This window comes from Desulfitobacterium sp., assembly GCF_034927245.1.
In the GTDB taxonomy this organism is placed as follows: Bacteria; Bacillota; Desulfitobacteriia; order Desulfitobacteriales; family Desulfitobacteriaceae; genus Desulfitobacterium_A.
Genome location: NZ_JAYFQK010000038.1, coordinates 76440 through 95867, shown reverse-complemented (window position 1 = coordinate 95867; position 19428 = coordinate 76440). Strand labels below are relative to the sequence as shown.

Sequence of the window (19428 nt, the reverse complement as noted above, 5' to 3'; positions counted from 1 at the left end):
CCGCGAGGCGGTCGAGGCGCGTATCATTTGGCAAGACGAATGGCGAACAAAAATTAATGGCAGGTAGCCGCCCTTCCTTTCCGGGAGGGGCGGCTGTTTTGCCGTTTACAAGGAGGTGATGGAGATGGCAGACAGCAGGGAAATGACCTACGGGATAGGCTTTGACGCGGAAAAGGCTCTCGGTGACATTGAAAAGGTCGAGAAAGGCATCGAGGGCATCGACCGAGCGGAGCAACAGGCGCAGGTCGGAGCGCAGAACGTCAGCCAAGCCCTAAGTGGCATGGGAGCGTCAGGCGCAGGAGCGGCGAACGAAGCAGGGGCCGCCGCCGTTCGTATGGGCGCGGATTTCCGCGACGCGGGCGACGACGCAAGCGACCGCTTCCGCAAAATGGGCGCAGATGCTGAATCGTTCGGCGCAGCTTTCCGAAAGACCACCTCTGCCGCCATCAAGGACGGACAATCCCTCGCTCAGAGTTTCCAAAAGGGAATGTCGGGTGCGCTTGCATTCACCGGGAAAAAGTTTGACGGTTTCCGAAACAACGTATCGAAAGGTGCGAAGACCATCGGGAACGCCTTTATGCACCCGGTACAGACCATCAAGAGCAAGCTGGCGGCGGCTTTCGACGCTGCCGAGAAAAGCGAAAAAGGCGTGGAAGACCAGTCCGAAAAGACCGAGAAAGCCCTCAATGACATGGGGGCGGCTGGCGAAAAAGGCGGCAATCAGATAAGAGACGCGATGATGGGAGCGTTTAAGGCGTTCCTCGGCATCGAAGCTATCAAGGCGGGCGTGAATGCACTAAAGGATTTCATCGGCTCCGCGCTCGATGCTGCCAAGGCAACAGAAAATACCGCCGCCAAATTCGACCGTCTCTTTGCAGGGACGGACGCGCAGGACTGGGCGAACAGTTACGCCGACGCAGTACATCGAAGCACCACCGAGGTCAAAGGTTTCCTTGTTCAGAACCAAGCCATGTTCTCCGAACTGGGCATCACAGGAGAAGCGGCGACGGAACTGTCGGAAATCACCACCTCCCTCGCCTACGACTTCGGGAACGCTTTCAAGATGGAAGACGCGGAAGCCCTATCCGTCCTTCAGGACGCGATAAAGGGAAACACCTCCGCACTGGCGGAGTACGGCTTCAACCTCGACGACGCAACCCTGAAAGAGGAAGCCCTAAAGCTGGGGCTGTCTGGCAACATCGACCAACTGGACGACGCTACCAAGGCGCAGCTTCGCATGAACGCCATTCTCGACCAGAGCGCAGACGTTCAGCGAGCGGCCATCGAGCAGACAGGCGGTCTGGTTAACAGCACAAAGAGCCTTAAAGGTATCTGGGCGAACTTCATGGAGGACGCAGGCGCAAAATTCAGCCCAGCCATCGAGAAATTCTTCGGTGTCATCATGGACGCATGGCCGCGAATCGAGCCTATGCTGATGGGACTGGTAGAAATGCTCTCGGACGGGCTGTCGCAAGCAATGCCGATTATAACTGAACTCGGCATGACCCTCCTGCCAATATTGGTAGACGTTCTCGGTACGGTTTTCAAAGCCGTGACACCGCTTCTGCAGGTTTTCAATTCGCTGGCACAGGCGATACTCCCGCCGCTGGCGGAAATCCTGAAAGTGCTTGTGGACACCCTGCTACCTCCGATACTTAGCATTTTTGATGCCCTCGTTCCCATCATCCAGACGCTGATGCCAGTCATCAAGCAGATAGCCGAAGCCATCCTCCCGCCCATCGCCCAGCTTTTGGGGCTGGTGGCACCCATTTTGGAGGCTTTGTCTCCTGTTTTGGAGGTCATCGGTGACGTGCTGGGAGTGATAGCTGACGTTTTAGGAAAGACCATTGGCTGGCTCGCGGACGGCGTAGGCAAGGTCGTGGGCTTCTTTTCAAACCTTTTCGGAGGCGCGAAAGAGAGCAAAAAAGAAGTCGAAGGACTAAACGGAGCCGTGAACGGACTGGGCGAGGCGACAAGCAAAGAGACCACGCTCGCCGTGGACACGTCCTCCTACACCAAGGACATCGCCACTGCGTCGGCACAGGCGAACACCGCCGCACAGGAGAACATCATCGCCACCAAGGACATCAGCGACCTCAATCTCCAACTGATGGGCGCGGAGGCGACCAGCACCTACTCCACGATGGCGATAAACGCCGAGGAAGCGTGGACGCGCATGACCAATGCCGCCGAGATGGGCGCAAAGAAAATCGTCGAGGCGTTCAGGAGCATAGCTTCAGCGGCGCAGGGTGTGAACAATGCGAACATCAGCGTATCGGGAGCGAGCATCCCCGGACACGCCAGCGGCACGGACGACTTCGAGGGCGGCTGGACGCGCATCAATGAGCGCGGCGGTGAGGTCGCATTCCTCCCGTCCGGCAGCGCGATAATCCCAGCAGACAAGAGCGACCGCCTCATAGCGGGCGCGACAACCAACAACACCAGCAGTACTACGGCGATCTACGCCCCGCCGCAAATCCAAATCACCATTCAGGGCAACGCCGACAGCGCGGTCATCGACGAGATGATGGCGAAGCTAAAAACGACGTTTAAGAGCCTGTATGAGGAAGCGCGGCAGGATGAATTAACCACAATGTCCCTTAAGAACGCATACGCATAAGGAGGTGACCGAGCATGGCATACACCATCCAAGGTAGAAAAAGCGGCACTGTCCGCTTCACACCCGACGACAACGGCAACATTCAGACCGAGAGCCTAAGCCTTACCAGCAAGGTCACCTCCAACCCCGTCGAGAGCGGCTCCGACATCACTGACCACATCGTCAATGAGACGGCGAGGTTCAGCGTGTCCGGCACCATCATCGGCGGAGAAAAGGCGGTGACCGCGCTGAAGAATATGCGCGACAAGCGCGACATTCTGACCTACACCGGGCGGAGCCGCATATCGAACCTCGTCATCACCTCGCTCTCGTTCGACTACAACGCCAAAAACAAGGACGGGTGCGCATTTAGGGCGCAGTTTCAGGAAATCATCATTGCCTCGTCCGAGCGCGTCGAAGTCGGAGAGATGCCGCTGATGACACAACAGGATGCAGGAAAATCATCCAACAAGCAATCGAAAAAAACCGCAAACGCAGGGACTAAGACCATCGTCACCCAAACGGTGAGCGGTAAAGCCTACGCCAACTACGTCAACTCGTACAAGGGCAACAGCAACAGCGGCCCTGCGACGCGTAAAACGCCCAGCTACAGTGGCGTGAAGTAAAGGAGGCGACGGCATGGCTCTGCAACTTATAGACCTCGGCAACGAGGTCACCTACATCGACATTGATACCGAAAAGGTGCCGTACACCTTCTCGGTCAAACTCATAGACAAGACTTTCACCCTCACCGTCAAGTACAACGAGGTCGGCGGATTTTTCACCGTAGACCTCATCACGACCACGGGCGAGGTGCTGGCATTCGGAGACCCGATACGGTACGGTCGCCCACTTTTCGGAAGCATCGAAGACGAACGCTTCCCCTTACCCGTCATCATCCCCCAATGCCTCACGGACGAGGACATCAGCACGGTCACAGAGGGTAACTTCGGGAAAGCAGTGCGGCTCTACCTCCACGAAAGGCGGGTGGAGTAAATGGACTTCTGGATACGCGACGCAACGCTCCAGATTGGAACGCGGAGATACACGCTGGACACCCTGAACTTCTCGTTTGAAATCCCGTTTGAGGACAGCGAAGAACTGACGACGGCAACCATCACCGCAACCAACCTGTCAGCGGACACGCGCAATAGCATCAAGCGGGGCGATCCCATCATCATCAATGCCGGATACGAGGGAGACATCGGGTGCCTGTTCGTCGGAAAGGCCGCCGCCCTGTCCCACAAAAAGGACGCCACAGACTGGACGACCAAAATCACTGCGACCGTAGCCCTCGACGAGTGGCTGTCGGCTCAGGTGAATAAGACCTACAAGCAGAGCATCACCGCCAAGGCGATGCTGACCGACCTTTTCAACATCTTCGGGCTGGAGGTCGGAGCCTTTGAACTCGCCGAAAATAAGACCTACCCGCGCGGGCGCGTCTGCCGTGGCAAGCTAAAAGATGTGCTAAAAGACATCATCGTGAGCGACTGCAAGAGCCGGATGCTGATACGTCCAACCGGGCAGCTTATCGTCAACAAACCAGACACAGGCGTGAACAAAGGATACCTGCTCTCGGCACAGACAGGACTACTCAAAGCGACCGACGAGGACGAGGTCATCCCCATCGAAACCGCCTTAAACACCAAGACCCCAACGGCGGAGAAAGAAGAAAAGCTGAAGACCCGCGCAAGCCTCCTGAACTACCACATCGGGCCGGCCGATTTAATAAAAATCCAAAGCCAGAGCCTCAATGGTCGCTTCATGGTCGTGCGCGGGCGGCACATCGGCAGCAGGAGCGGCGACTGGAAGACGGAAATGGAGGTGCGTCCAGTATGAAGAACGTCAACCCAATGCGGTACCAGCAACAACAGGATAAGCAAACCAAAGAGGCGGTCAACGTGGCCGCCATCGTCAAGGTTACGGGATTTGACCCCGCCAAGATGACCGTCGACGTTCAGCCTCTATCGAAGCACCTCGAAAATGGCACATACCAGAGCCAGCCGCCCGTCCTTGGCGTTCCTGTCGCCGCGACCAAAAGCGGCGGCTTTGTCTTCCGCCCGTGGATACAGGCGGGCGACATCGGACTGGTGGTCTACATCGACCACGACATCGACAAGGCGGTCGCCGATGGCAAGGAGAGCGAACCGAACACCGAGCGCAACCACTCGACGAGCGACGCGGTGTTTATTGGCGGCATCGTCCCTGGAAATGCTCCTGTGGGCGGACTGCCAGACGGAGCGGCGGTCATCGCCACCGCAGACGGTAGCACCTACATAGCCGTCACACCCGGCACCATCACCCTCGTCGGCAACGTGGAGATAAAAGGCGACGTACACGCCACAGGGAACGCCTCTGTCGACGCGAACGCGACCGTGGCAGGTGATACCACCGCCAGCGGAATAAGCCTCGCAAATCACGTCCACGGCGGCGTAGAGAGCGGCCCCGGTACCACGGGCAAGCCGCAGTAAAGGAGGCAGACGGATGGCAGATGAAAACATGACCCTACGCATTGACCCTAACACCCGCGACCTCGTCCTCGACGAGAACGGGAACATGGAGCAGATATACGGCGACGAGACCACCGCCCAGTGCGTCCGGCTGACGCTCCAGACGTGGAAAGGAGAGTTTTTTCTCGACGATACCCACGGTACTGAATACGACCGCATTCTCGGTAAGAAGCCTCACGAACTGCCGGAAGACGAGGTCGGAGAAGTCCTGCGCGAGGCAATCTTCCAAGAGACTGACGTGGCGCAGGTAGATGATGTGACCGCCGAAATCGGCGACAAAACCGTAAGCGCAGCGTTTAACGCGACGCTGTACAGCGGCAGAAAAATAGGAATGGAGGTGAAGACCTGATGGCGGACATTAACGATTGGGGGCTGACAGACCGAGGTTTCCGCCGCCCAACCTACGCCGAACTTCTGGACGCGCTCGAACACAAGGCGCGGGAACTGTTCGGCACCAAGGCGAACCTTACCGTACGCTCCCCGCTTGGACTTTTCCTGCGCTTGTTCGCATGGGCATTAAACCTCTTGTTTTCCACAATTGAGGACGTTTATAACAGCCGTTTTGTGGATACGTCGGTCGGCACCAGCTTATACAACCTCGGCAAGGCGATAGGTCTCCGGCTCCTTCCGGCGCAAAAGGCTGTCGGGTACCTCCAGATAAGTGGCACGGACGGCGCGACCGTACCCGTAGGATGGCTCGCCGCGACCACCGCAGGAACGCAGTACGTCGTGATGGCGGAGGGAACCATCGCTAACGGCACCGTCACTCTCCCGGCGCAAGCGACACTCGCAGGGCCGGACGGCAACACGGCTGCCGGAACCATTACTTCCATTGTCAACCCAATGGAGGGCATCACGGCGGTGACTAACCCTGCGGATTTCGACGGCGGACGCAACACAGAGACCGACCCAGAATACAGGGAGAGGTACTACGAATCAGTGGACTACGCTGGCGGCGTAAACGCCGACGCAATCAGCGGCGAAATCCTCCAGAACGTGGAGGGCGTGTACAGTGCGGTCGTTTATGAGAACGACACCGACGAGCCAGATGCGGACGGAATCCCGCCTCATGCATTCGAGGCGGTCATCTACGGCGGGCTGGACGGGGACGTGGCGATGCAGATATTCAAGCGCAAAGCTGCTGGCATACGGACGCATGGCAACACGACCGTCCCGGTCGTTTCCGCCAGCGGCATGACCTACAACATCAGCTTCAGCCGACCCGTGCCCGTCCCTGTTTACATCCGCGTCACCAACCTGCAGACCGACCCCCGCAGGTTCCCCGTCGACGGCATAGAGCAGATAAAACAAGCCCTCGTCTCCTACATCGGCGGCGATGCTAAGGGCGGGCTTACCATCGGGGAGAGCGTGATTTTTAACCGCATCCCCACCCCGATTTACTCCGTGTCTGGCGTGGTCGATTTCGACCTCGAAATCAGCGGAGACGGCATCAACTACAGCGTAGAAAACATCCCCATAACGAGCCGCCAAAAAGCCGTCACCGACGAGGGGAAGGTGACTGTCACATGAGCGAGGGATTTCTTAGGACAATGCTCGACGCACTGACGAGCGGATACAACCGCAAAGACCTGCGGAACGCCTACCACAGCCTCCCGATGGACACCAACATCGGGAGGCTGTTCTCTACCTTCGACTTCGGTCTGAAAATCATCCAAGAGCAGACCGAGAAGATGCGGCTCTGGGACGACATAGACAACGCAAGGGGCGCGGTTCTTGACCGCTACGCGGCGAACTTCGGCGTGAAGCGCAACGGTTCGCCCGACCCCTTCCTGCGGCTCCTTATCAAGGTTAAGATGATTTCCCTGCTTTCAGGCGGCGACATCGACACCGTGATAAAAGCCGCCGCCTCGCTTTTCGACATCCCACCCGAAAACGTGGAACTCCGTGAGGTTTTCCCCGCCAAGGTGTGGATTTACATTGACGAGGCATTACTGGACGCAGCGCGGCTCGATACGGCAGAAATCATCGCCCAGATGATGAAACGTATCGTCGCGGCGGGCGTAGGAACGCGGCTCATTTTCCGCACCTATCGCCGATACCAGAACAGCGCGGTCATAAACACCGCTTGTACCGAGTATGCGGAAATCACACTGCGCCCGGTCAACCCCACCCGCACATTCGAACGCACCGCGCATATGAACCAAGCGACCTACGAATACGCCGAGATTACAGTACGCCCGGCGAATTAAAAAGGAGGACATGACAATGGCACAGCTTTATGCTGACGGCAGCTACTTGACCGAAAAAGGCAAAGCCCTCATCGCGAAGCTGCTCGCGTCAAAAGGGCAACTCACATTCACCAAGGTGACAGTCGGATCTGGCACTGTCCCGGAGGGACTGACCCCGGAGAAGATGACAAACCTCGCGCACTACGAGATGGATGGCATGATAGCCGCCATCGACAACCCCCAGAGCGGGGAGGTCTCGGTCGTGGCACAGGTCATCAGTTTGGGGCTGGAGCAGGGCTTCAATGCGACGGAACTCATGCTCTGGGCGGCAGACCCCGACGAGGGTGAAATCGGCTACACCTACCTAACCCTCGCCCAGCACCCTGAATGGATTAGACCAGAGGGCGACCCTGTGAACAAACTCGCCACCTTTACCCTGATAACCGTGGTGAGCGGCGTCGCGCTGGTGTCTGCCATCATCCACCCGGACGCTTTCGCCCGTGCCGTCGACCTTGCAAAATATGCACTCATCGGACACTCGCACGTCGTCGGCGACATCATCGGGCTTCAGGACACCCTCGACAAGCAGACCGCCGACATCGCACTGCTAAACGACCTCGTAAGCGGAGATATGCCCGGAGGCATTACCTTTGCGGCGGACTTCCTCACCCTGTCGAATGTGCGAATCGATGACGGCGTGTACAACCAATCCGCTCGCAGAATTGAGGCTGGCAATGCAAGCTAAGGTAGCCGTCACTGAAGAAAGAGCCTCCTGCCTGATTGCCACCCTTATAGCGGAGACACAAACGCCATGCCCCTGCGACAAAAAGAGCGGTCTCCGCATCGAGGGAACGACCTACGACGGGCGACCGATAGCAATCCGCATCGACGCGAAAGAGGGTGTTCTCTACATTGACGGCATGACACAGGAGGAGGTGGATACCATCAAGCAGAGGAGGTGTCCACTACGTCAGCACCAACAAACAGACAGGGTGACTTAACCGTCATCACCAAAGCAAAAGACCTCTTAAACCACACGCTCACGCTCACGAACAACACCTCGCTATTCCCCAAAAAGGTGCGGTTTACGCTTTGCCAGCGGATGCAGAACGTCGCCCTCGATATTCTGCATGACATCATCGCGGCAAACGAGATATACCCCAAGAGCGCGGCTGAAACGGAACGGAGGCTTTCACTTCAGCGCGAGGTGATGACTAATTGCAAAATCTTCTTAACGTTCCTCGACATTGCGATGGAGCAGGGATACATCGACATCCGGCGATGTGAATACTGGACGAAAATGACCCTCGACGTTAAGAACCTAACTGCCTCATGGTACAAAAAGGATGCCGCACGGTTCAACCCACAGGCGAGACCGTGATGACATTAGGGTGTGCTTTGTACGTGCATGGTTTCTATGTGCGCTTGGCTGCGCTCCCCGAACGCCGCGAACTCGAACAACGTGCGCCACGTGAACACGGACGGGAGCGAGACGAACAACAACGCGTACAACGGCAACAACGGACTGCGCCCCGCTTCGGTGGAAACTGCGACCCAGTAAGCCGCAAGGCTGAAAACGGAAGCCCACCCATCAAAGGAAAGCACATCCTGTCCAACCCGCCCAGCGGCGGCGCGGACGAACACATAACGCCGATGCCGCGAAGCCTGACGAGGAAATCCAAACGTCGGCTTTGCGGCTTTTTTACGGCGAATACGGGAGGGAGAGAATGAAGCCCAACCAGAAATACGACGATTTATGCGATTTTGGCAACCTCTACGCCGCATACCGAGCCGCAAGGCGCGGCAAGCGATGGAAAGATGCGGTCGCAAAGGTCGAAGCAAACGCGCTGGAAGCTGTGGCATACCTCCAAAAGGAACTCACAGAGGAAACCTACAAGCCCGGCATATACCGCGAGTTTTATGTCACGGAACCGAAACGCCGCCTCATTCAGACGAACAGTTTCAAGGACAAAATCGTGCAACACGTCTTCTGCGATTGCGTTCTTTACGACACACTGACCCGCCCTTTCATCCTCGACAATTACGGCTCACAGGTCGGCAAGGGGACGCACTACGGTCTCAATCGCCTACGTGATTTCATGCGCGACCACTACCGCAAGACGGGGAGCGCGGACGGCTGGGTGCTGAAAGCGGATGTTAGTAAATACTTCGCGAGCATCCGACATGACATCCTGAAGCAGGACGTGGCAGAGCAGCTCAAAGACCCGCGATGCCTCCGGCTTGCGTATTTGATAATCGACAGTACGCCGGGCGGTGTCGGTATCCCCATCGGGAACCAGAGCAGTCAGATATTCGCTCTGCTCTACCTGAACAAACTCGACCACCTCGTCAAAGAAGGACTGCGGATTAAATACTACGGGCGGTACATGGACGACTTCTACCTCATCCACAGAGACAAAGCCGTCCTGCTGGAGGCACGGGACATCATCGCCCGGCACCTCGCGGAGCGTGGACTGTCACTGAACCATAAGACCCAGATTTTCCCGCTTCGTAACGGGATAGACTTCCTCGGTTTCCACACCTACCTCACCGACAGCGGCAAGGTCATCCGCAAGGTGCGGAAGTCCAGCCGCGACCGCATGAAGCGGAAGCTGCGAAAACACGCCGTGATGGTCGAGAACGGCGCGATGACCAAGGAAAAGGCGACTGAAAGTTACCAAAGCTGGCGGGCGCACGCCGCGCACGGGAACTGCCGGAGCCTGATAGCGAAGTACGACCAAATCTATACATCGTTATTTGAAAGGAGCGAAGACACAGATGGCTCAACAGATTATTAACCTCCCTGTCGGCGCAAAGGTGAAAGACACCACCTCCATGCTCTACGGGAAGCCTCTCATTTTTCAGATTGCCGACAAGAACCACGCGGGTTACCCCGCGAACTCGGTAACGCTCATCACTGAACGCATCGTCAAAATCATGTGCTTCGACGCTATCGAAGCAACAAACAGCGACAGCAACCGCAAAAGCTACGGAAATAACCGCTACGCTTTCGCAAACCTGCGTCAATGGCTCAACAAGACGGGAACGAACTGGTACACCGCCCAGCACGGCGCAGACGCGCCTCCCAGCGCGGCGAACGTATGGGACAGCAAAAACCCCTACGACGCAGTGGCGGGCTTCCTGACAGGCTTCTCGCTTAATTTCAGGACAGCCATTCTCCAGACCACGCTGACCGTCGCAAAGGCAACCGTAGACGGCGGAGGTTCGGAGACCGTCACAGACGGCGTTTTCCTGCTCTCCAAGGCAGAAGTCGGGCTGGGAGCGGAGAACGGCATCACCGAGGGAAGCCTCCTCGCGTTATTCAACACCAACAACAGCAGCCGCCTTTGTATGCCGACCGCAGAAGCGGTTTCCAACAGCAACTACACTAACAGCAGCCTTTCCGCCAGCCAGAACTGGTATTGGTGGCTGCGCTCCCCGTACGCCGCGACCTCGTACAACGTGCGCCTCGTGTACTCGGACGGGAGCGAGACGTACGGCAACGCGTACTACGGCACCCACGGACTGCGCCCCGCTTTGAATCTGCCATCTAATATCTTGGTATCTGATTCCGCCGACGCAGATGGAGCTTACGTCATCCAATGGAACCAGCCTCCAACAAAGCCACCCAGCATGACAGTGCCAGACACGATAAAGAGCGGCAAGAACGCGACCATCACATGGACGGCAAGCACCGACCCGGATGGGAACCCCATCAGCTACGACCTCGACGTGAGCGTGAATGGCGGCGGTTACTCGAACATTTATACGGGGAGCGGGCTGACCTACAACCACGCCATAACGGTGGCGATGAATAGCGTCAAGTACCGCGTCCGCGCAAAGGACAGCGTCGGAGACTACAGCGACTACCTGTACAGCGACACAAGGACAGTCATCCACAACATCGCCCCCGGCATTTCGGGGAGCGACAGCGACCTCGGCATCATCACCGCGCCGCCGACGACCAAATTCACCGTCTCCAAGCCGGACGCGACAGGAAATGTAAGGGTGGATATCACGCTCGACGGCACAACCGTTCAGACGACAAACCCCGTCGAACTGGAACAGGAATACACCTACTCCATGACCCCCGCCCAGTTTTACGCACTAAAGAGTGGACAGCACACCCTGCAGATTAAGGCGACGGACTACTACGGCGATAGCACCACCCGCACCATCACATTCAGACGGTCGGTGGTAAAAATCGACCTGAAGACCGCGCCCATCCAGACCGACGCAAAGCCGGAGAAAATCCTGATTTCCCTCCAGTATTATGCCGCCGCTGGCGACGTGCAAGTCCGCGTCTGCAACAACGCCCTCGACGCTTCCCCGGCGTGGGAGACCGCAAACGTGGGCTTGAAGCACATCTTCAGCAACAACACCAAGACTGCGGAGAAGTGGGCGGTCGGCGTTTGGGTGACCATCAGCCCCTCGACAGCCTACCCGCAGGTCTACTGCAACGGGCTGAACGGCAGCTACATTTAAGAGAGGAGGACAGCACAATGGAAAAATCACTTGCACAAGCCCGCGCACTTCGCGAAATCGAGAGGGCGATGGATACCGCCGACATCTGGGAGGCAATCCTCGCCATCACCGAAGCGGTGGATGCGCTGGCGTATACACCCGACACTACGCCGCAGGTGGAGACCTTCGGACTTATGGCGGCACCTCCTGCACGTCCGGGGCTTGCGCCCATCTTTGCCCGCCGAGCGCAAGGAAACCTACTGCGGGCGGGCGTTATTGGCGCAGGAGACCTCACCGATAGCGTCCTGCGGGAAATCGCTAACGTCATCGGCTCGCGCCCGTGGGCGGCGACGATGGGGCCGGTCTACCTGAACGAAACCGTCTACCAGCCGGACGGCACTTTCTACATCTGCCTCCAGCAACACATGGCGAACGCGCAACTGAAGCCGGGTAGCGAGGAAGCCATCCGGCACTTCCGAGAACTCCGACAGGAGCCGGGGGATGGCGAGCGGCCTCTTGACTTCGTGTGGGGCGAGCGCGTCCCGTTTGGAGCAATCCGACGCGACCCGGAAGATGGCAAATACTATACCCCCATCTACGAGCAGGGCGTGACGCTCTACGAGCCGCACCACCCCCATCTCGTACCGGGCGAGCACACAGAGGTCGAGCCGCCCGCCGCACCGGAACCAGAGGCACCCGCCGAGGAACCCCCGCGCTGGGCTGACCTCCCAGACGGTCACGAATTCGCGGTCGGCGACTGCTTCACGGACTACAGCAAGACCTACATGGTCATCAGCGCATTCACGAAAGAAGCGCAGACGAGACCGCCCGCCCTTCTCGGTGAAGCCTATAAACAAGTATAGGAGGGCAGGGTATGGGCAATGAACTTTTAACAGTGATACTCGGCGGCGGAATTTCCGCCGCCATTGTTTCGGGCTTTGTTCAGATTATCATCTGGAAGATGAACCGCAAAGCCGCCAAGGAAGACAAGCAGAGCGACAAAGACGACCACGTCAAAAAAGCACTCTGCGTCCTCCTGTACGACCGCATCAAATACCTTGGCAGGTGCTACATTGACGACGGCTTCATCATGGCAGATGACCTCGAAGACCTTCTGAAGATGCACCAGATATACCACGACGACCTCGACGGGAACGGCTTCCTCGACAGCGTGATGAAACAGGTCATATCCCTGCCAATCCGAAAGGAAAAGAGGTGATGCGGATGGACAGGCGCATCAAGAGACCACCTCCAAAGCGACCGAAAAAGCGTAAAAAGCGCATGGAATTTTCAAAGAAAATATTCGTCGGAGTGACCATCGGAACGGTCGCCGTAAGCGTCTTCGCAATGGTCATGGCATGGAGAACACAGGACACGGGTGTCCTCGCATACCTCATCCCCGCCGTTTTCGCCGAACTCGCCACCGCAACCGGCTTCTATTATCGCAAGGCGGAAAAGGAGAACACCAAGGGCGGCATCGTCTACGACACCGCGATGGCGGACAGAAAATCCGACGAGAACCACACCAACGACGACCCGGCGGGCTAATAACAAAGCCCGCCCTTTTAGTCACATTTTCCACAGTTTCAACAACAAAAAGGAGGATACCAAAATGTTTGACGCTACCCCAATCCTTGAAGCCCTCGCGCTTCTTGTCGCCGCCGTAATTACGGCAGTCGTCATCCCCTACATCAAGAGCAAGACCACATCCACCCAGCAGCAGGAAATCAACAGCTGGGTGAAAGTCGCCGTCCTCGCGGCGGAGCAGATATTCAATGGCTCCGGGCGGGGCGCAGAGAAAAAGGCATACGTCCTGAACTTCCTCGCCGAGCATGGCATCAAGCTGGACGAGGCACGAGTGGATGCGCTTATTGAAGCTGCCGTCTTCGAGATGAAGAACGGCATCATCAAGAGCAATTAACTGAGCAACCCGAACAACCGCAAAGGAGGTTAAAATGCGAATCACAGCAGCGCAGCTTCTGGCGTACTTCCAGAGGGCGGTCACCGAGAAGTGGGGCTACGTTTGGAGCCTCAATGGTGAACTCTATACCCGCCAACTGGCACAAAAATACCACGACAAACGACGCAGTACCTCATCGCACCGCGACCCAGCAACCTACTGGCTCAAAGACTGCGCCCGCTGGATAGGAAAGATGGCGGCGGACTGTTCTGGCGGCATCGTCGGCGCATTCCGCTCCGTCCACCCCACCTACGGCGACCGCACAGCCGATACGTTCTACGCCCAATGCGTGGAGAAAGGGGCAATCGGTACCATCCCCGAAATCCCCGGCCTCTGCGTTTGGCGCAAAGGTCACATCGGCATCTACGAGGGCGGTGGCAACGTGCTGGAGTTTCGCGGCACCGAGTACGGCGCGGTAAGAACGCGCGTTAAAGAGCGCAACTTCACCCATTGGGGTAAGCTGCGCGATGTGGATTATTCAGTAAAAGGAGGAATAGCCATGAATCCGAACGACAAAAATCCCGACCTCCCCGTGAGTGATACCATCACCCCGGAGATGCTCGAAGAACTGAAGAACGGAAAGGGGGACGGCGGCGATGAGTAACAGCAAACTGGTAGACTTCACGCAGCTATCCCCGAACTGCACCAAGCCGCGAAACCATGTCATCGACACTATCACCATCCATTGTGTGGCGGGCAACTGCACGGTGGAGACTATCGGCGCGATTTTCGCCCCGACTTCCCGACAGGCAAGCAGCAACTACGGAATCGGTAGCGACGGGCGCATCGGGCAGTACGTCGACGAGGCGAACCGCTCGTGGTGTACCTCGTCGGGGGCGAACGACCACCGCGCCATCACTATCGAGGTAGCCAATGACGGCGGCGCACCCGACTGGCACGTCAGCGATAAAGCACTCGCCGCACTGATTGACCTTTGCACCGATATCTGCAAGAGGAACGGCATTAAAGCCCTTTTGTGGAAAGGCGACAAGAACCTCATCGGGCAGGTGGACAAGCAGAACATGACCGTCCACCGCTGGTTTGCAAACAAATCCTGCCCCGGCGACTACCTCTACAGCAAGCACCCGTACATCGCCGCCGAGGTGAACAAGCGGCTCGGAGCGGACACACCTACGCCCCCAGCGCAGACCCCCACACCGCCCGCCTCCGGCAGCACCGCGCTCAAAGTCGGCGACATCGTGCAGTTTGCAGGCGGGAGCATCTATACATCCTCGAACGCCGCTACCGCCGCCCAGACGCGCGGGAAATCCAGGTGCAAGGTGACGCAGATAGCAAGTAGCGGCAAGCACCCCTACCACCTCATCAGCGAGGATGGCGGCGGCGTATACGGCTGGGTAGATGCCAGCAATGCGTCCGCAGACGGCACCGCCCCTGTCGCTTCTTTCACGCCGTACCTCGTCCAAGTGACGGCAGACACCCTCAACATCCGCAAGGGCGCGGGGACGAATTACCCCGTTACCGGGAGTATCAAGGACAAGGGCGTGTATACCATCATCGAGGAAGCCTCCGGCGCAGGAGCCACCAAGTGGGGCAAGCTGAAATCCGGCGCGGGCTGGATTTCGCTCGACTACACGAAGAAAGCCTAAAAAGGAATAGCGAACGGAGAGCAGAACAAAGCCCCAGACCACGCAACGGTCTGGGGCTTTTTCTTCGTTTCTGGGGAACTTTTCAGGAAACAGTACCATAGCAGTACCACGGAGCGAAATGTTCCACGGGAAACACAGGTAAATAGCGGGTTTCTGGCGTTTTCATCGTTATTCCCACTCGATCGTGCCGGGGGGTTTGGAGGTAATATCATAGACGACTCGGTTGACTCCGATAACCTCGTTGACAATCCGATTAGAGATCTTCTCCATCAATTCATAGGGCAGTCTCGCCCAGTCGGCAGTCATCGCATCTTCACTGCTTACTGCACGAACAATGATCGGATAGGCATAGGTTCGTGAATCGCCCATTACACCAACGCTTTTAATCGTCGAGGGCAGAACTCCGAACGTTTGCCAGAGGTCTTTATAAAGGCCTGCTTTCCGTACCTCGTCAAGGATAATAGCATCCGCTTCACGAAGAATGTCCAGCTTCTCGCGAGTGATCTCACCTAAAATTCGAATCGCTAACCCCGGTCCCGGGAACGGTTGGCGAGAGACAATCTCATCAGGGATTCCTAACTTTGCGCCGACTTCCCGAACTTCATCTTTGAAGAGCATGCGCAGCGGCTCAATGAGGTCAAATTCCATGTCCTCAGGGAGTCCTCCGACATTATGATGTGATTTAATCGTCTCCGCGGTATCTGTGCCGCTTTCGACGATATCCGGATAAAGCGTTCCTTGAACCAGGAAGTCAATCTTGCCTAATTTACGAGCTTCATCTTCAAAGACACGTATAAACTCGTTTCCAATCGTTTTCCGTTTGGTTTCGGGATCTGAAACCCCTTCAATTTTTTGCATAAATCGTTCACCGGCATCAACGAAAACAAGATTTAATTGAAACTGCTCCGTAAAAATCTTCTTAACTTCAGCAGATTCATTTTTGCGCATAAAGCCGTGATCAACATAAACACAAGTCAGTTGATCCCCAATCGCTTTATTGACGAGAACAGCGGCAACCGAGGAATCTACGCCGCCGCTCAAAGCGCAAAGCACACGACGGTCTCCTACTTTCTCCCGAATTTCCTGCACTTGTTTATCGATAAAGGAACCCATCGTCCAATCGCCTTGACAACCGCAGATATCATACAGGAAATGTTCCAGCATTTTCTGTCCTTCCGGCGTATGTTTAACTTCCGGGTGGAACTGAACTGCATAGAACTGTTTACTTTCATTTAACATAGCTGCAACAGGAGTATGCTGGGTATGTGCTGCGATTTTAAACCCTTCCGGCAAGGAGACGACTGAGTCCCCGTGACTCATCCAACATTGCCGCTGCCCGCCTAGGCCTTTCCAAACTCCCTTGGCTTCATCAACCGAAAGGATTGCTTTGCCGTATTCCCTGACCTCCGGACGTTCCACCTTGCCCCCAAGTTGAATCGTCATCAATTGCATTCCGTAACAAATTCCGAGAATCGGGACTTCCAATTCATAAATCGCCGGATCAATTTTTGGGGCGCCTTCCTGATTGACACTTGCGGGACCGCCTGAAAAAATAATTCCTTTCGGATTGCGAGCTCGTATCTCATCAATCGGGGTTTTATACGAAATCATCTCCGAATAAACATGGGCCTCCCGCACCCTACGGGCGATCAATTGGTTATATTGTCCACCAAAATCCAAGACCAGCACTAATTCTTGTGACATAAACTAACCACCCTTTTATAAATATAGAAAATAACTGACGATTCTATTTTAACCGTCAGCATTTTCCTTACACTCACACTCAATTTTAGTCATTTTCATAAGCTTCCGGCTTTAAGATTCCGATATAGGGGAGATTACGATACATCTCATTAAAATCCAAACCATAACCCACGACAAATTCATCGGGAATCGTAAATCCATTATAATCCGGCTTAACATCAACTTTACGCCGTTCCGGTTTATCCAACAAGGTTACGATTCTGACACTTTCAGGATTGCGTGCGGTCAGATTCTCTTTTAAATATTTTAAAGTCAATCCCGTATCCACAATATCTTCGACAATTAAGATATGGACACCTTCAACACTCCGTTCGAGATCCTTCATAATACGAACGACGCCGGAGGATGTCGTTGATGCACCATAACTGGATACTGCCATGAAATCATAGGTTAAGGGAATTTTGATTTGTTGGATTAAATCCGCCATGAAAGGGACCGCCCCTTTAAGTATAGCTAAAACTAACAGATTCTTCTCCTTATAATCACGGGTAATCTCTTCCCCTAATTCAGCAATCCGTTTAAGGAGTTCTTCACGGCTAAAAAGAATTCTGCTTATATGTTCTTCCACTACTGCCACCTCCACTAAACTCATTCCAGAATTATATCAGACGAGCTCAGGGGAGTCAAACGTTTTTTCGAACATTACTACCATAATACCCTATAAAGTACGGAAAACCCGCTTCCACCAAACAAATAGCCCGGGCATTATCCCGGGCTTGAATTATAAATTAGGAGGCTGAATTTTAATATCTTTACCAAAATCCGAAAAATCTAAGGTCATAGTCATGGGCTCATTATTGGATTTATTTTTTGATTGAATCGTCGCCCTTCGGATCGTTTTATCCTTTCGACTGATATAAACCGTGTAGTCAAAATCGGTCCAAAAGTCTTCCATGATTTGATTCTGTACGGTAGGCTGAAGTTGGATTACCCATACCTTCTCTCCATCTAACTTCTCTTGTCCCTTAAGCATCACCTCGCCAAGCTCTTTGAACTGTAAAGAAGAAATTGGATTGAGCTCCGCCAGAAAGACTTCTTGAGTAGCCGGGACACTGGGGTAACGGACCCATCGTTTTCCGAGCGGATCCTTGAGGTAAAATCCTTCTCCGACGACAATCATCTCAACTTCGGTACCCACAAGCTGCCCAGAGATGTGCGTGTTTCCACCGTCCTTTTCTCCTAGAATCTGAGTCAGCACGCGATCCTTTCCTTCTACCCACTGATGTTGGGTGATGCTGTAGTGAAAAGAGGTCGCTTGGTTCAGTTTTTCTAAGCCATAAGTCAACAACTCTGCGGGGTTAGGTTTCCATAGAAGGCGACCCATAATCCCCCCTACTAACACGGTACCGATTAGGATGATTAACAAAAGACCCTTCTTTTTCATCTTCAGCCCCCCTGGCGGAGTTCTTATCACACTTTATGTAGAAACCAGGTTGCTTTATTCCTATTATTTTCCTAACTAAAACAAAAAAGAAAAGGGCCCCCCAACAAATTAGAGTTGATCATATCCTCAATCAATACTGCCTCAGTTAATACTTTACATATAGTTCCATCGTAACCACTATATGCATATTATGCACTATCTACCGGCAAAGGAGGAATTCAGATGGCATTCGGCGGCGTTGACGGAGCATGCGGTACTCCTCGTTTTTTACCTGGAATCGCGATTGTAACAGTCATCATTCTTTTGCTTATCGCATTGGGAATCGTATTCTAAGTTTAAGAAAGGAGGAAATATCATGTTCGGAATGGGGTTTGGTGGTATGGGCGGAGTATGCGGCGGTACAGGCGTCGGCGTAGGCGCAGGAATTATAGCTATCGCCATTTTAATTCTTATTGCTCTAGCCGTTATTTTTTAAAAAGTAGTATTTTAATAATTTGATTAAGCAAGGAGGTTTTCCCTAATGTATGGTTGCGTAAGGCCTATTTGTTGTCCTCCTCAATATTGCGTGCAAGATTTTTTCACTCAACGGGCTGTCCCTGTGATTCATCCTATCGTGACAATCAATCGGCAAAACATTGTTGATGTTCCTCAGCACTTTATTCAACAGACCACGAGAAATGTAACGGTTAATCAAGGTTTTCAAGCTCAAAACTTTCAAGGCCAGGGGCTGTTTGGCCAGGGGCTGTTTGGTCAAGGATTCAGTAATCGCTTCTTCTAAATGGATTTAGGCGGAAAGGCGTAACGATTTAGTCGTTGCGTCCTTTTTACATCTTCCGCATATTACCAAACCAAAAAAGAAAGAAGCCTCTCACAAGTTTGGTCAACTTATGAAAGGCTTACTTTAATATTCATTTTGTGGGCAAAATGTGGGAAGTGAAGATTTATCGAACC

General features: G+C 54.8%; 23 protein-coding genes. 20 read left to right on the top strand and 3 right to left on the bottom strand.

What is annotated here, in order from left to right; translation table 11 throughout:
* The first annotated feature begins 124 nt into the window (after positions 1-124).
* The 19 genes from VB077_RS09565 (at position 125) to VB077_RS09480 (ending at position 15329) form a co-directional block, all read left to right on the top strand.
* Positions 125-2620 carry a hypothetical protein gene (locus VB077_RS09565; RefSeq protein WP_323414997.1) on the top strand — a complete coding sequence of 832 codons (2496 nt, stop codon included), beginning with the start codon at positions 125-127 and terminating at the stop codon, positions 2618-2620.
* A 14-nt stretch (positions 2621-2634) separates the two neighbouring features.
* On the top strand, positions 2635-3225 hold the full coding sequence (locus tag VB077_RS09560) for a phage baseplate protein (RefSeq protein WP_323414996.1): 591 nt from the start codon (positions 2635-2637) through the stop codon (positions 3223-3225).
* 13 nt (positions 3226-3238) lie between these two features.
* Positions 3239-3595: a phage baseplate plug family protein gene (locus tag VB077_RS09555; RefSeq protein WP_323414995.1), complete on the top strand. Its 357-nt coding sequence runs from the start codon at positions 3239-3241 to the stop codon at positions 3593-3595.
* The gene (locus tag VB077_RS09550; protein ID WP_323414994.1) at positions 3596-4438 is read left to right on the top strand and encodes a phage protein; all 843 of its coding nucleotides are present in this window, start codon (positions 3596-3598) and stop codon (positions 4436-4438) included.
* On the top strand, positions 4435-5070 hold the full coding sequence (locus tag VB077_RS09545) for a Gp138 family membrane-puncturing spike protein (RefSeq protein WP_323414993.1): 636 nt from the start codon (positions 4435-4437) through the stop codon (positions 5068-5070). Before VB077_RS09550 ends, VB077_RS09545 begins: the two co-directional genes overlap by 4 nt.
* Before the next feature lie 13 nt (positions 5071-5083).
* Positions 5084-5458, top strand: a complete 375-nt coding sequence (locus VB077_RS09540) for a DUF2634 domain-containing protein (protein ID WP_323414992.1) — start codon at positions 5084-5086, stop codon at positions 5456-5458.
* Positions 5458-6639, top strand: a complete 1182-nt coding sequence (locus tag VB077_RS09535) for a baseplate J/gp47 family protein (protein ID WP_323414991.1) — start codon at positions 5458-5460, stop codon at positions 6637-6639. The genes VB077_RS09540 and VB077_RS09535 overlap by 1 nt, the downstream gene beginning before the upstream one ends.
* A complete protein-coding gene (locus VB077_RS09530) occupies positions 6636-7319 on the top strand; it encodes a hypothetical protein (RefSeq protein ID WP_323414990.1) in 684 nt (227 codons plus the stop codon). Before VB077_RS09535 ends, VB077_RS09530 begins: the two co-directional genes overlap by 4 nt.
* Before the next feature lie 16 nt (positions 7320-7335).
* Complete coding sequence (locus VB077_RS09525; RefSeq protein ID WP_323414989.1) at positions 7336-8043, top strand: hypothetical protein; 708 nt, start codon at positions 7336-7338, stop codon at positions 8041-8043.
* A 213-nt stretch (positions 8044-8256) separates the two neighbouring features.
* Positions 8257-8679, top strand: a complete 423-nt coding sequence (locus VB077_RS09520; protein ID WP_323414988.1) for a four helix bundle protein — start codon at positions 8257-8259, stop codon at positions 8677-8679.
* A 27-nt stretch (positions 8680-8706) separates the two neighbouring features.
* Entirely contained in the window at positions 8707-8859 is a 153-nt protein-coding gene (locus VB077_RS16610; RefSeq protein WP_416337050.1) for a DUF6273 domain-containing protein, read from the top strand.
* A gap of 166 nt (positions 8860-9025) precedes the next feature.
* Positions 9026-10096 (top strand): reverse transcriptase/maturase family protein, encoded by a 1071-nt coding sequence (locus tag VB077_RS09515; protein ID WP_323414987.1) that lies wholly within the window; start codon positions 9026-9028, stop codon positions 10094-10096.
* Positions 10077-11783, top strand: a complete 1707-nt coding sequence (locus VB077_RS09510; RefSeq protein ID WP_323414986.1) for a DUF6273 domain-containing protein — start codon at positions 10077-10079, stop codon at positions 11781-11783. The genes VB077_RS09515 and VB077_RS09510 overlap by 20 nt, the downstream gene beginning before the upstream one ends.
* Positions 11784-11800: 17 nt before the next feature.
* A complete protein-coding gene (locus tag VB077_RS09505; protein ID WP_323414985.1) occupies positions 11801-12625 on the top strand; it encodes a hypothetical protein in 825 nt (274 codons plus the stop codon).
* A gap of 11 nt (positions 12626-12636) precedes the next feature.
* Complete coding sequence (locus VB077_RS09500; protein WP_323414984.1) at positions 12637-12981, top strand: hypothetical protein; 345 nt, start codon at positions 12637-12639, stop codon at positions 12979-12981.
* Positions 12982-12986: 5 nt separating this feature from the next.
* Positions 12987-13310, top strand: coding sequence for a hypothetical protein (locus VB077_RS09495; protein WP_323414983.1), 324 nt, complete (start codon positions 12987-12989; stop codon positions 13308-13310).
* A gap of 64 nt (positions 13311-13374) precedes the next feature.
* The gene (locus VB077_RS09490) at positions 13375-13683 is read left to right on the top strand and encodes a phage holin (protein WP_323414982.1); all 309 of its coding nucleotides are present in this window, start codon (positions 13375-13377) and stop codon (positions 13681-13683) included.
* A 34-nt stretch (positions 13684-13717) separates the two neighbouring features.
* Positions 13718-14326 carry a hypothetical protein gene (locus VB077_RS09485; RefSeq protein ID WP_323414981.1) on the top strand — a complete coding sequence of 203 codons (609 nt, stop codon included), beginning with the start codon at positions 13718-13720 and terminating at the stop codon, positions 14324-14326.
* Positions 14319-15329, top strand: coding sequence for an N-acetylmuramoyl-L-alanine amidase (locus VB077_RS09480; protein WP_323414980.1), 1011 nt, complete (start codon positions 14319-14321; stop codon positions 15327-15329). Before VB077_RS09485 ends, VB077_RS09480 begins: the two co-directional genes overlap by 8 nt.
* A 168-nt stretch (positions 15330-15497) precedes the next feature.
* On the opposite strand, the gene guaA is transcribed toward VB077_RS09480, so the two are convergent.
* The 3 genes from guaA to VB077_RS09465 all read right to left on the bottom strand — a co-directional run bounded on the left by guaA (position 15498) and on the right by VB077_RS09465 (position 18477).
* Positions 15498-17033 (bottom strand): glutamine-hydrolyzing GMP synthase, encoded by a 1536-nt coding sequence (gene guaA / locus VB077_RS09475; RefSeq protein WP_323414979.1) that lies wholly within the window; start codon positions 17031-17033, stop codon positions 15498-15500.
* An 85-nt stretch (positions 17034-17118) separates the two neighbouring features.
* Positions 17119-17661, bottom strand: a complete 543-nt coding sequence (gene hpt / locus VB077_RS09470) for a hypoxanthine phosphoribosyltransferase (RefSeq protein WP_323414978.1) — start codon at positions 17659-17661, stop codon at positions 17119-17121.
* Between the two features lie 153 nt (positions 17662-17814).
* The gene (locus VB077_RS09465) at positions 17815-18477 is read right to left on the bottom strand and encodes a hypothetical protein (RefSeq protein ID WP_323414977.1); all 663 of its coding nucleotides are present in this window, start codon (positions 18475-18477) and stop codon (positions 17815-17817) included.
* 520 nt (positions 18478-18997) lie between these two features.
* Between VB077_RS09465 and VB077_RS09460 the strand changes: the two genes are divergently transcribed.
* Positions 18998-19255 carry a spore coat protein D gene (locus VB077_RS09460; protein WP_323414976.1) on the top strand — a complete coding sequence of 86 codons (258 nt, stop codon included), beginning with the start codon at positions 18998-19000 and terminating at the stop codon, positions 19253-19255.
* Positions 19256-19428 lie beyond the last annotated feature (173 nt).

Bases quoted from the DNA above. Each gene is read 5' to 3' on its own strand.
- VB077_RS09550 (WP_323414994.1), top strand. From the start codon at position 3,596: ATGGACTTCTGGATACGCGACGCAACGCTCCAGATTGGAACGCGGAGA.
- VB077_RS09465 (WP_323414977.1), bottom strand. From the start codon at position 18,477: ATGAAAAAGAAGGGTCTTTTGTTAATCATCCTAATCGGTACCGTGTTA.
- VB077_RS09565 (WP_323414997.1), top strand. From the start codon at position 125: ATGGCAGACAGCAGGGAAATGACCTACGGGATAGGCTTTGACGCGGAA.
- VB077_RS09515 (WP_323414987.1), top strand. From the start codon at position 9,026: ATGAAGCCCAACCAGAAATACGACGATTTATGCGATTTTGGCAACCTC.
- VB077_RS09560 (WP_323414996.1), top strand. From the start codon at position 2,635: ATGGCATACACCATCCAAGGTAGAAAAAGCGGCACTGTCCGCTTCACA.
- VB077_RS09505 (WP_323414985.1), top strand. From the start codon at position 11,801: ATGGAAAAATCACTTGCACAAGCCCGCGCACTTCGCGAAATCGAGAGG.
- VB077_RS09555 (WP_323414995.1), top strand. From the start codon at position 3,239: ATGGCTCTGCAACTTATAGACCTCGGCAACGAGGTCACCTACATCGAC.
- VB077_RS09490 (WP_323414982.1), top strand. From the start codon at position 13,375: ATGTTTGACGCTACCCCAATCCTTGAAGCCCTCGCGCTTCTTGTCGCC.
- VB077_RS09535 (WP_323414991.1), top strand. From the start codon at position 5,458: ATGGCGGACATTAACGATTGGGGGCTGACAGACCGAGGTTTCCGCCGC.
- VB077_RS09500 (WP_323414984.1), top strand. From the start codon at position 12,637: ATGGGCAATGAACTTTTAACAGTGATACTCGGCGGCGGAATTTCCGCC.
- VB077_RS09530 (WP_323414990.1), top strand. From the start codon at position 6,636: ATGAGCGAGGGATTTCTTAGGACAATGCTCGACGCACTGACGAGCGGA.
- VB077_RS09495 (WP_323414983.1), top strand. From the start codon at position 12,987: ATGGACAGGCGCATCAAGAGACCACCTCCAAAGCGACCGAAAAAGCGT.
- VB077_RS16610 (WP_416337050.1), top strand. From the start codon at position 8,707: ATGGTTTCTATGTGCGCTTGGCTGCGCTCCCCGAACGCCGCGAACTCG.
- VB077_RS09460 (WP_323414976.1), top strand. From the start codon at position 18,998: ATGTATGGTTGCGTAAGGCCTATTTGTTGTCCTCCTCAATATTGCGTG.
- VB077_RS09545 (WP_323414993.1), top strand. From the start codon at position 4,435: ATGAAGAACGTCAACCCAATGCGGTACCAGCAACAACAGGATAAGCAA.
- VB077_RS09525 (WP_323414989.1), top strand. From the start codon at position 7,336: ATGGCACAGCTTTATGCTGACGGCAGCTACTTGACCGAAAAAGGCAAA.
- VB077_RS09540 (WP_323414992.1), top strand. From the start codon at position 5,084: ATGGCAGATGAAAACATGACCCTACGCATTGACCCTAACACCCGCGAC.
- VB077_RS09510 (WP_323414986.1), top strand. From the start codon at position 10,077: ATGGCTCAACAGATTATTAACCTCCCTGTCGGCGCAAAGGTGAAAGAC.
- guaA (WP_323414979.1), bottom strand. From the start codon at position 17,033: ATGTCACAAGAATTAGTGCTGGTCTTGGATTTTGGTGGACAATATAAC.
- VB077_RS09485 (WP_323414981.1), top strand. From the start codon at position 13,718: ATGCGAATCACAGCAGCGCAGCTTCTGGCGTACTTCCAGAGGGCGGTC.
- VB077_RS09480 (WP_323414980.1), top strand. From the start codon at position 14,319: ATGAGTAACAGCAAACTGGTAGACTTCACGCAGCTATCCCCGAACTGC.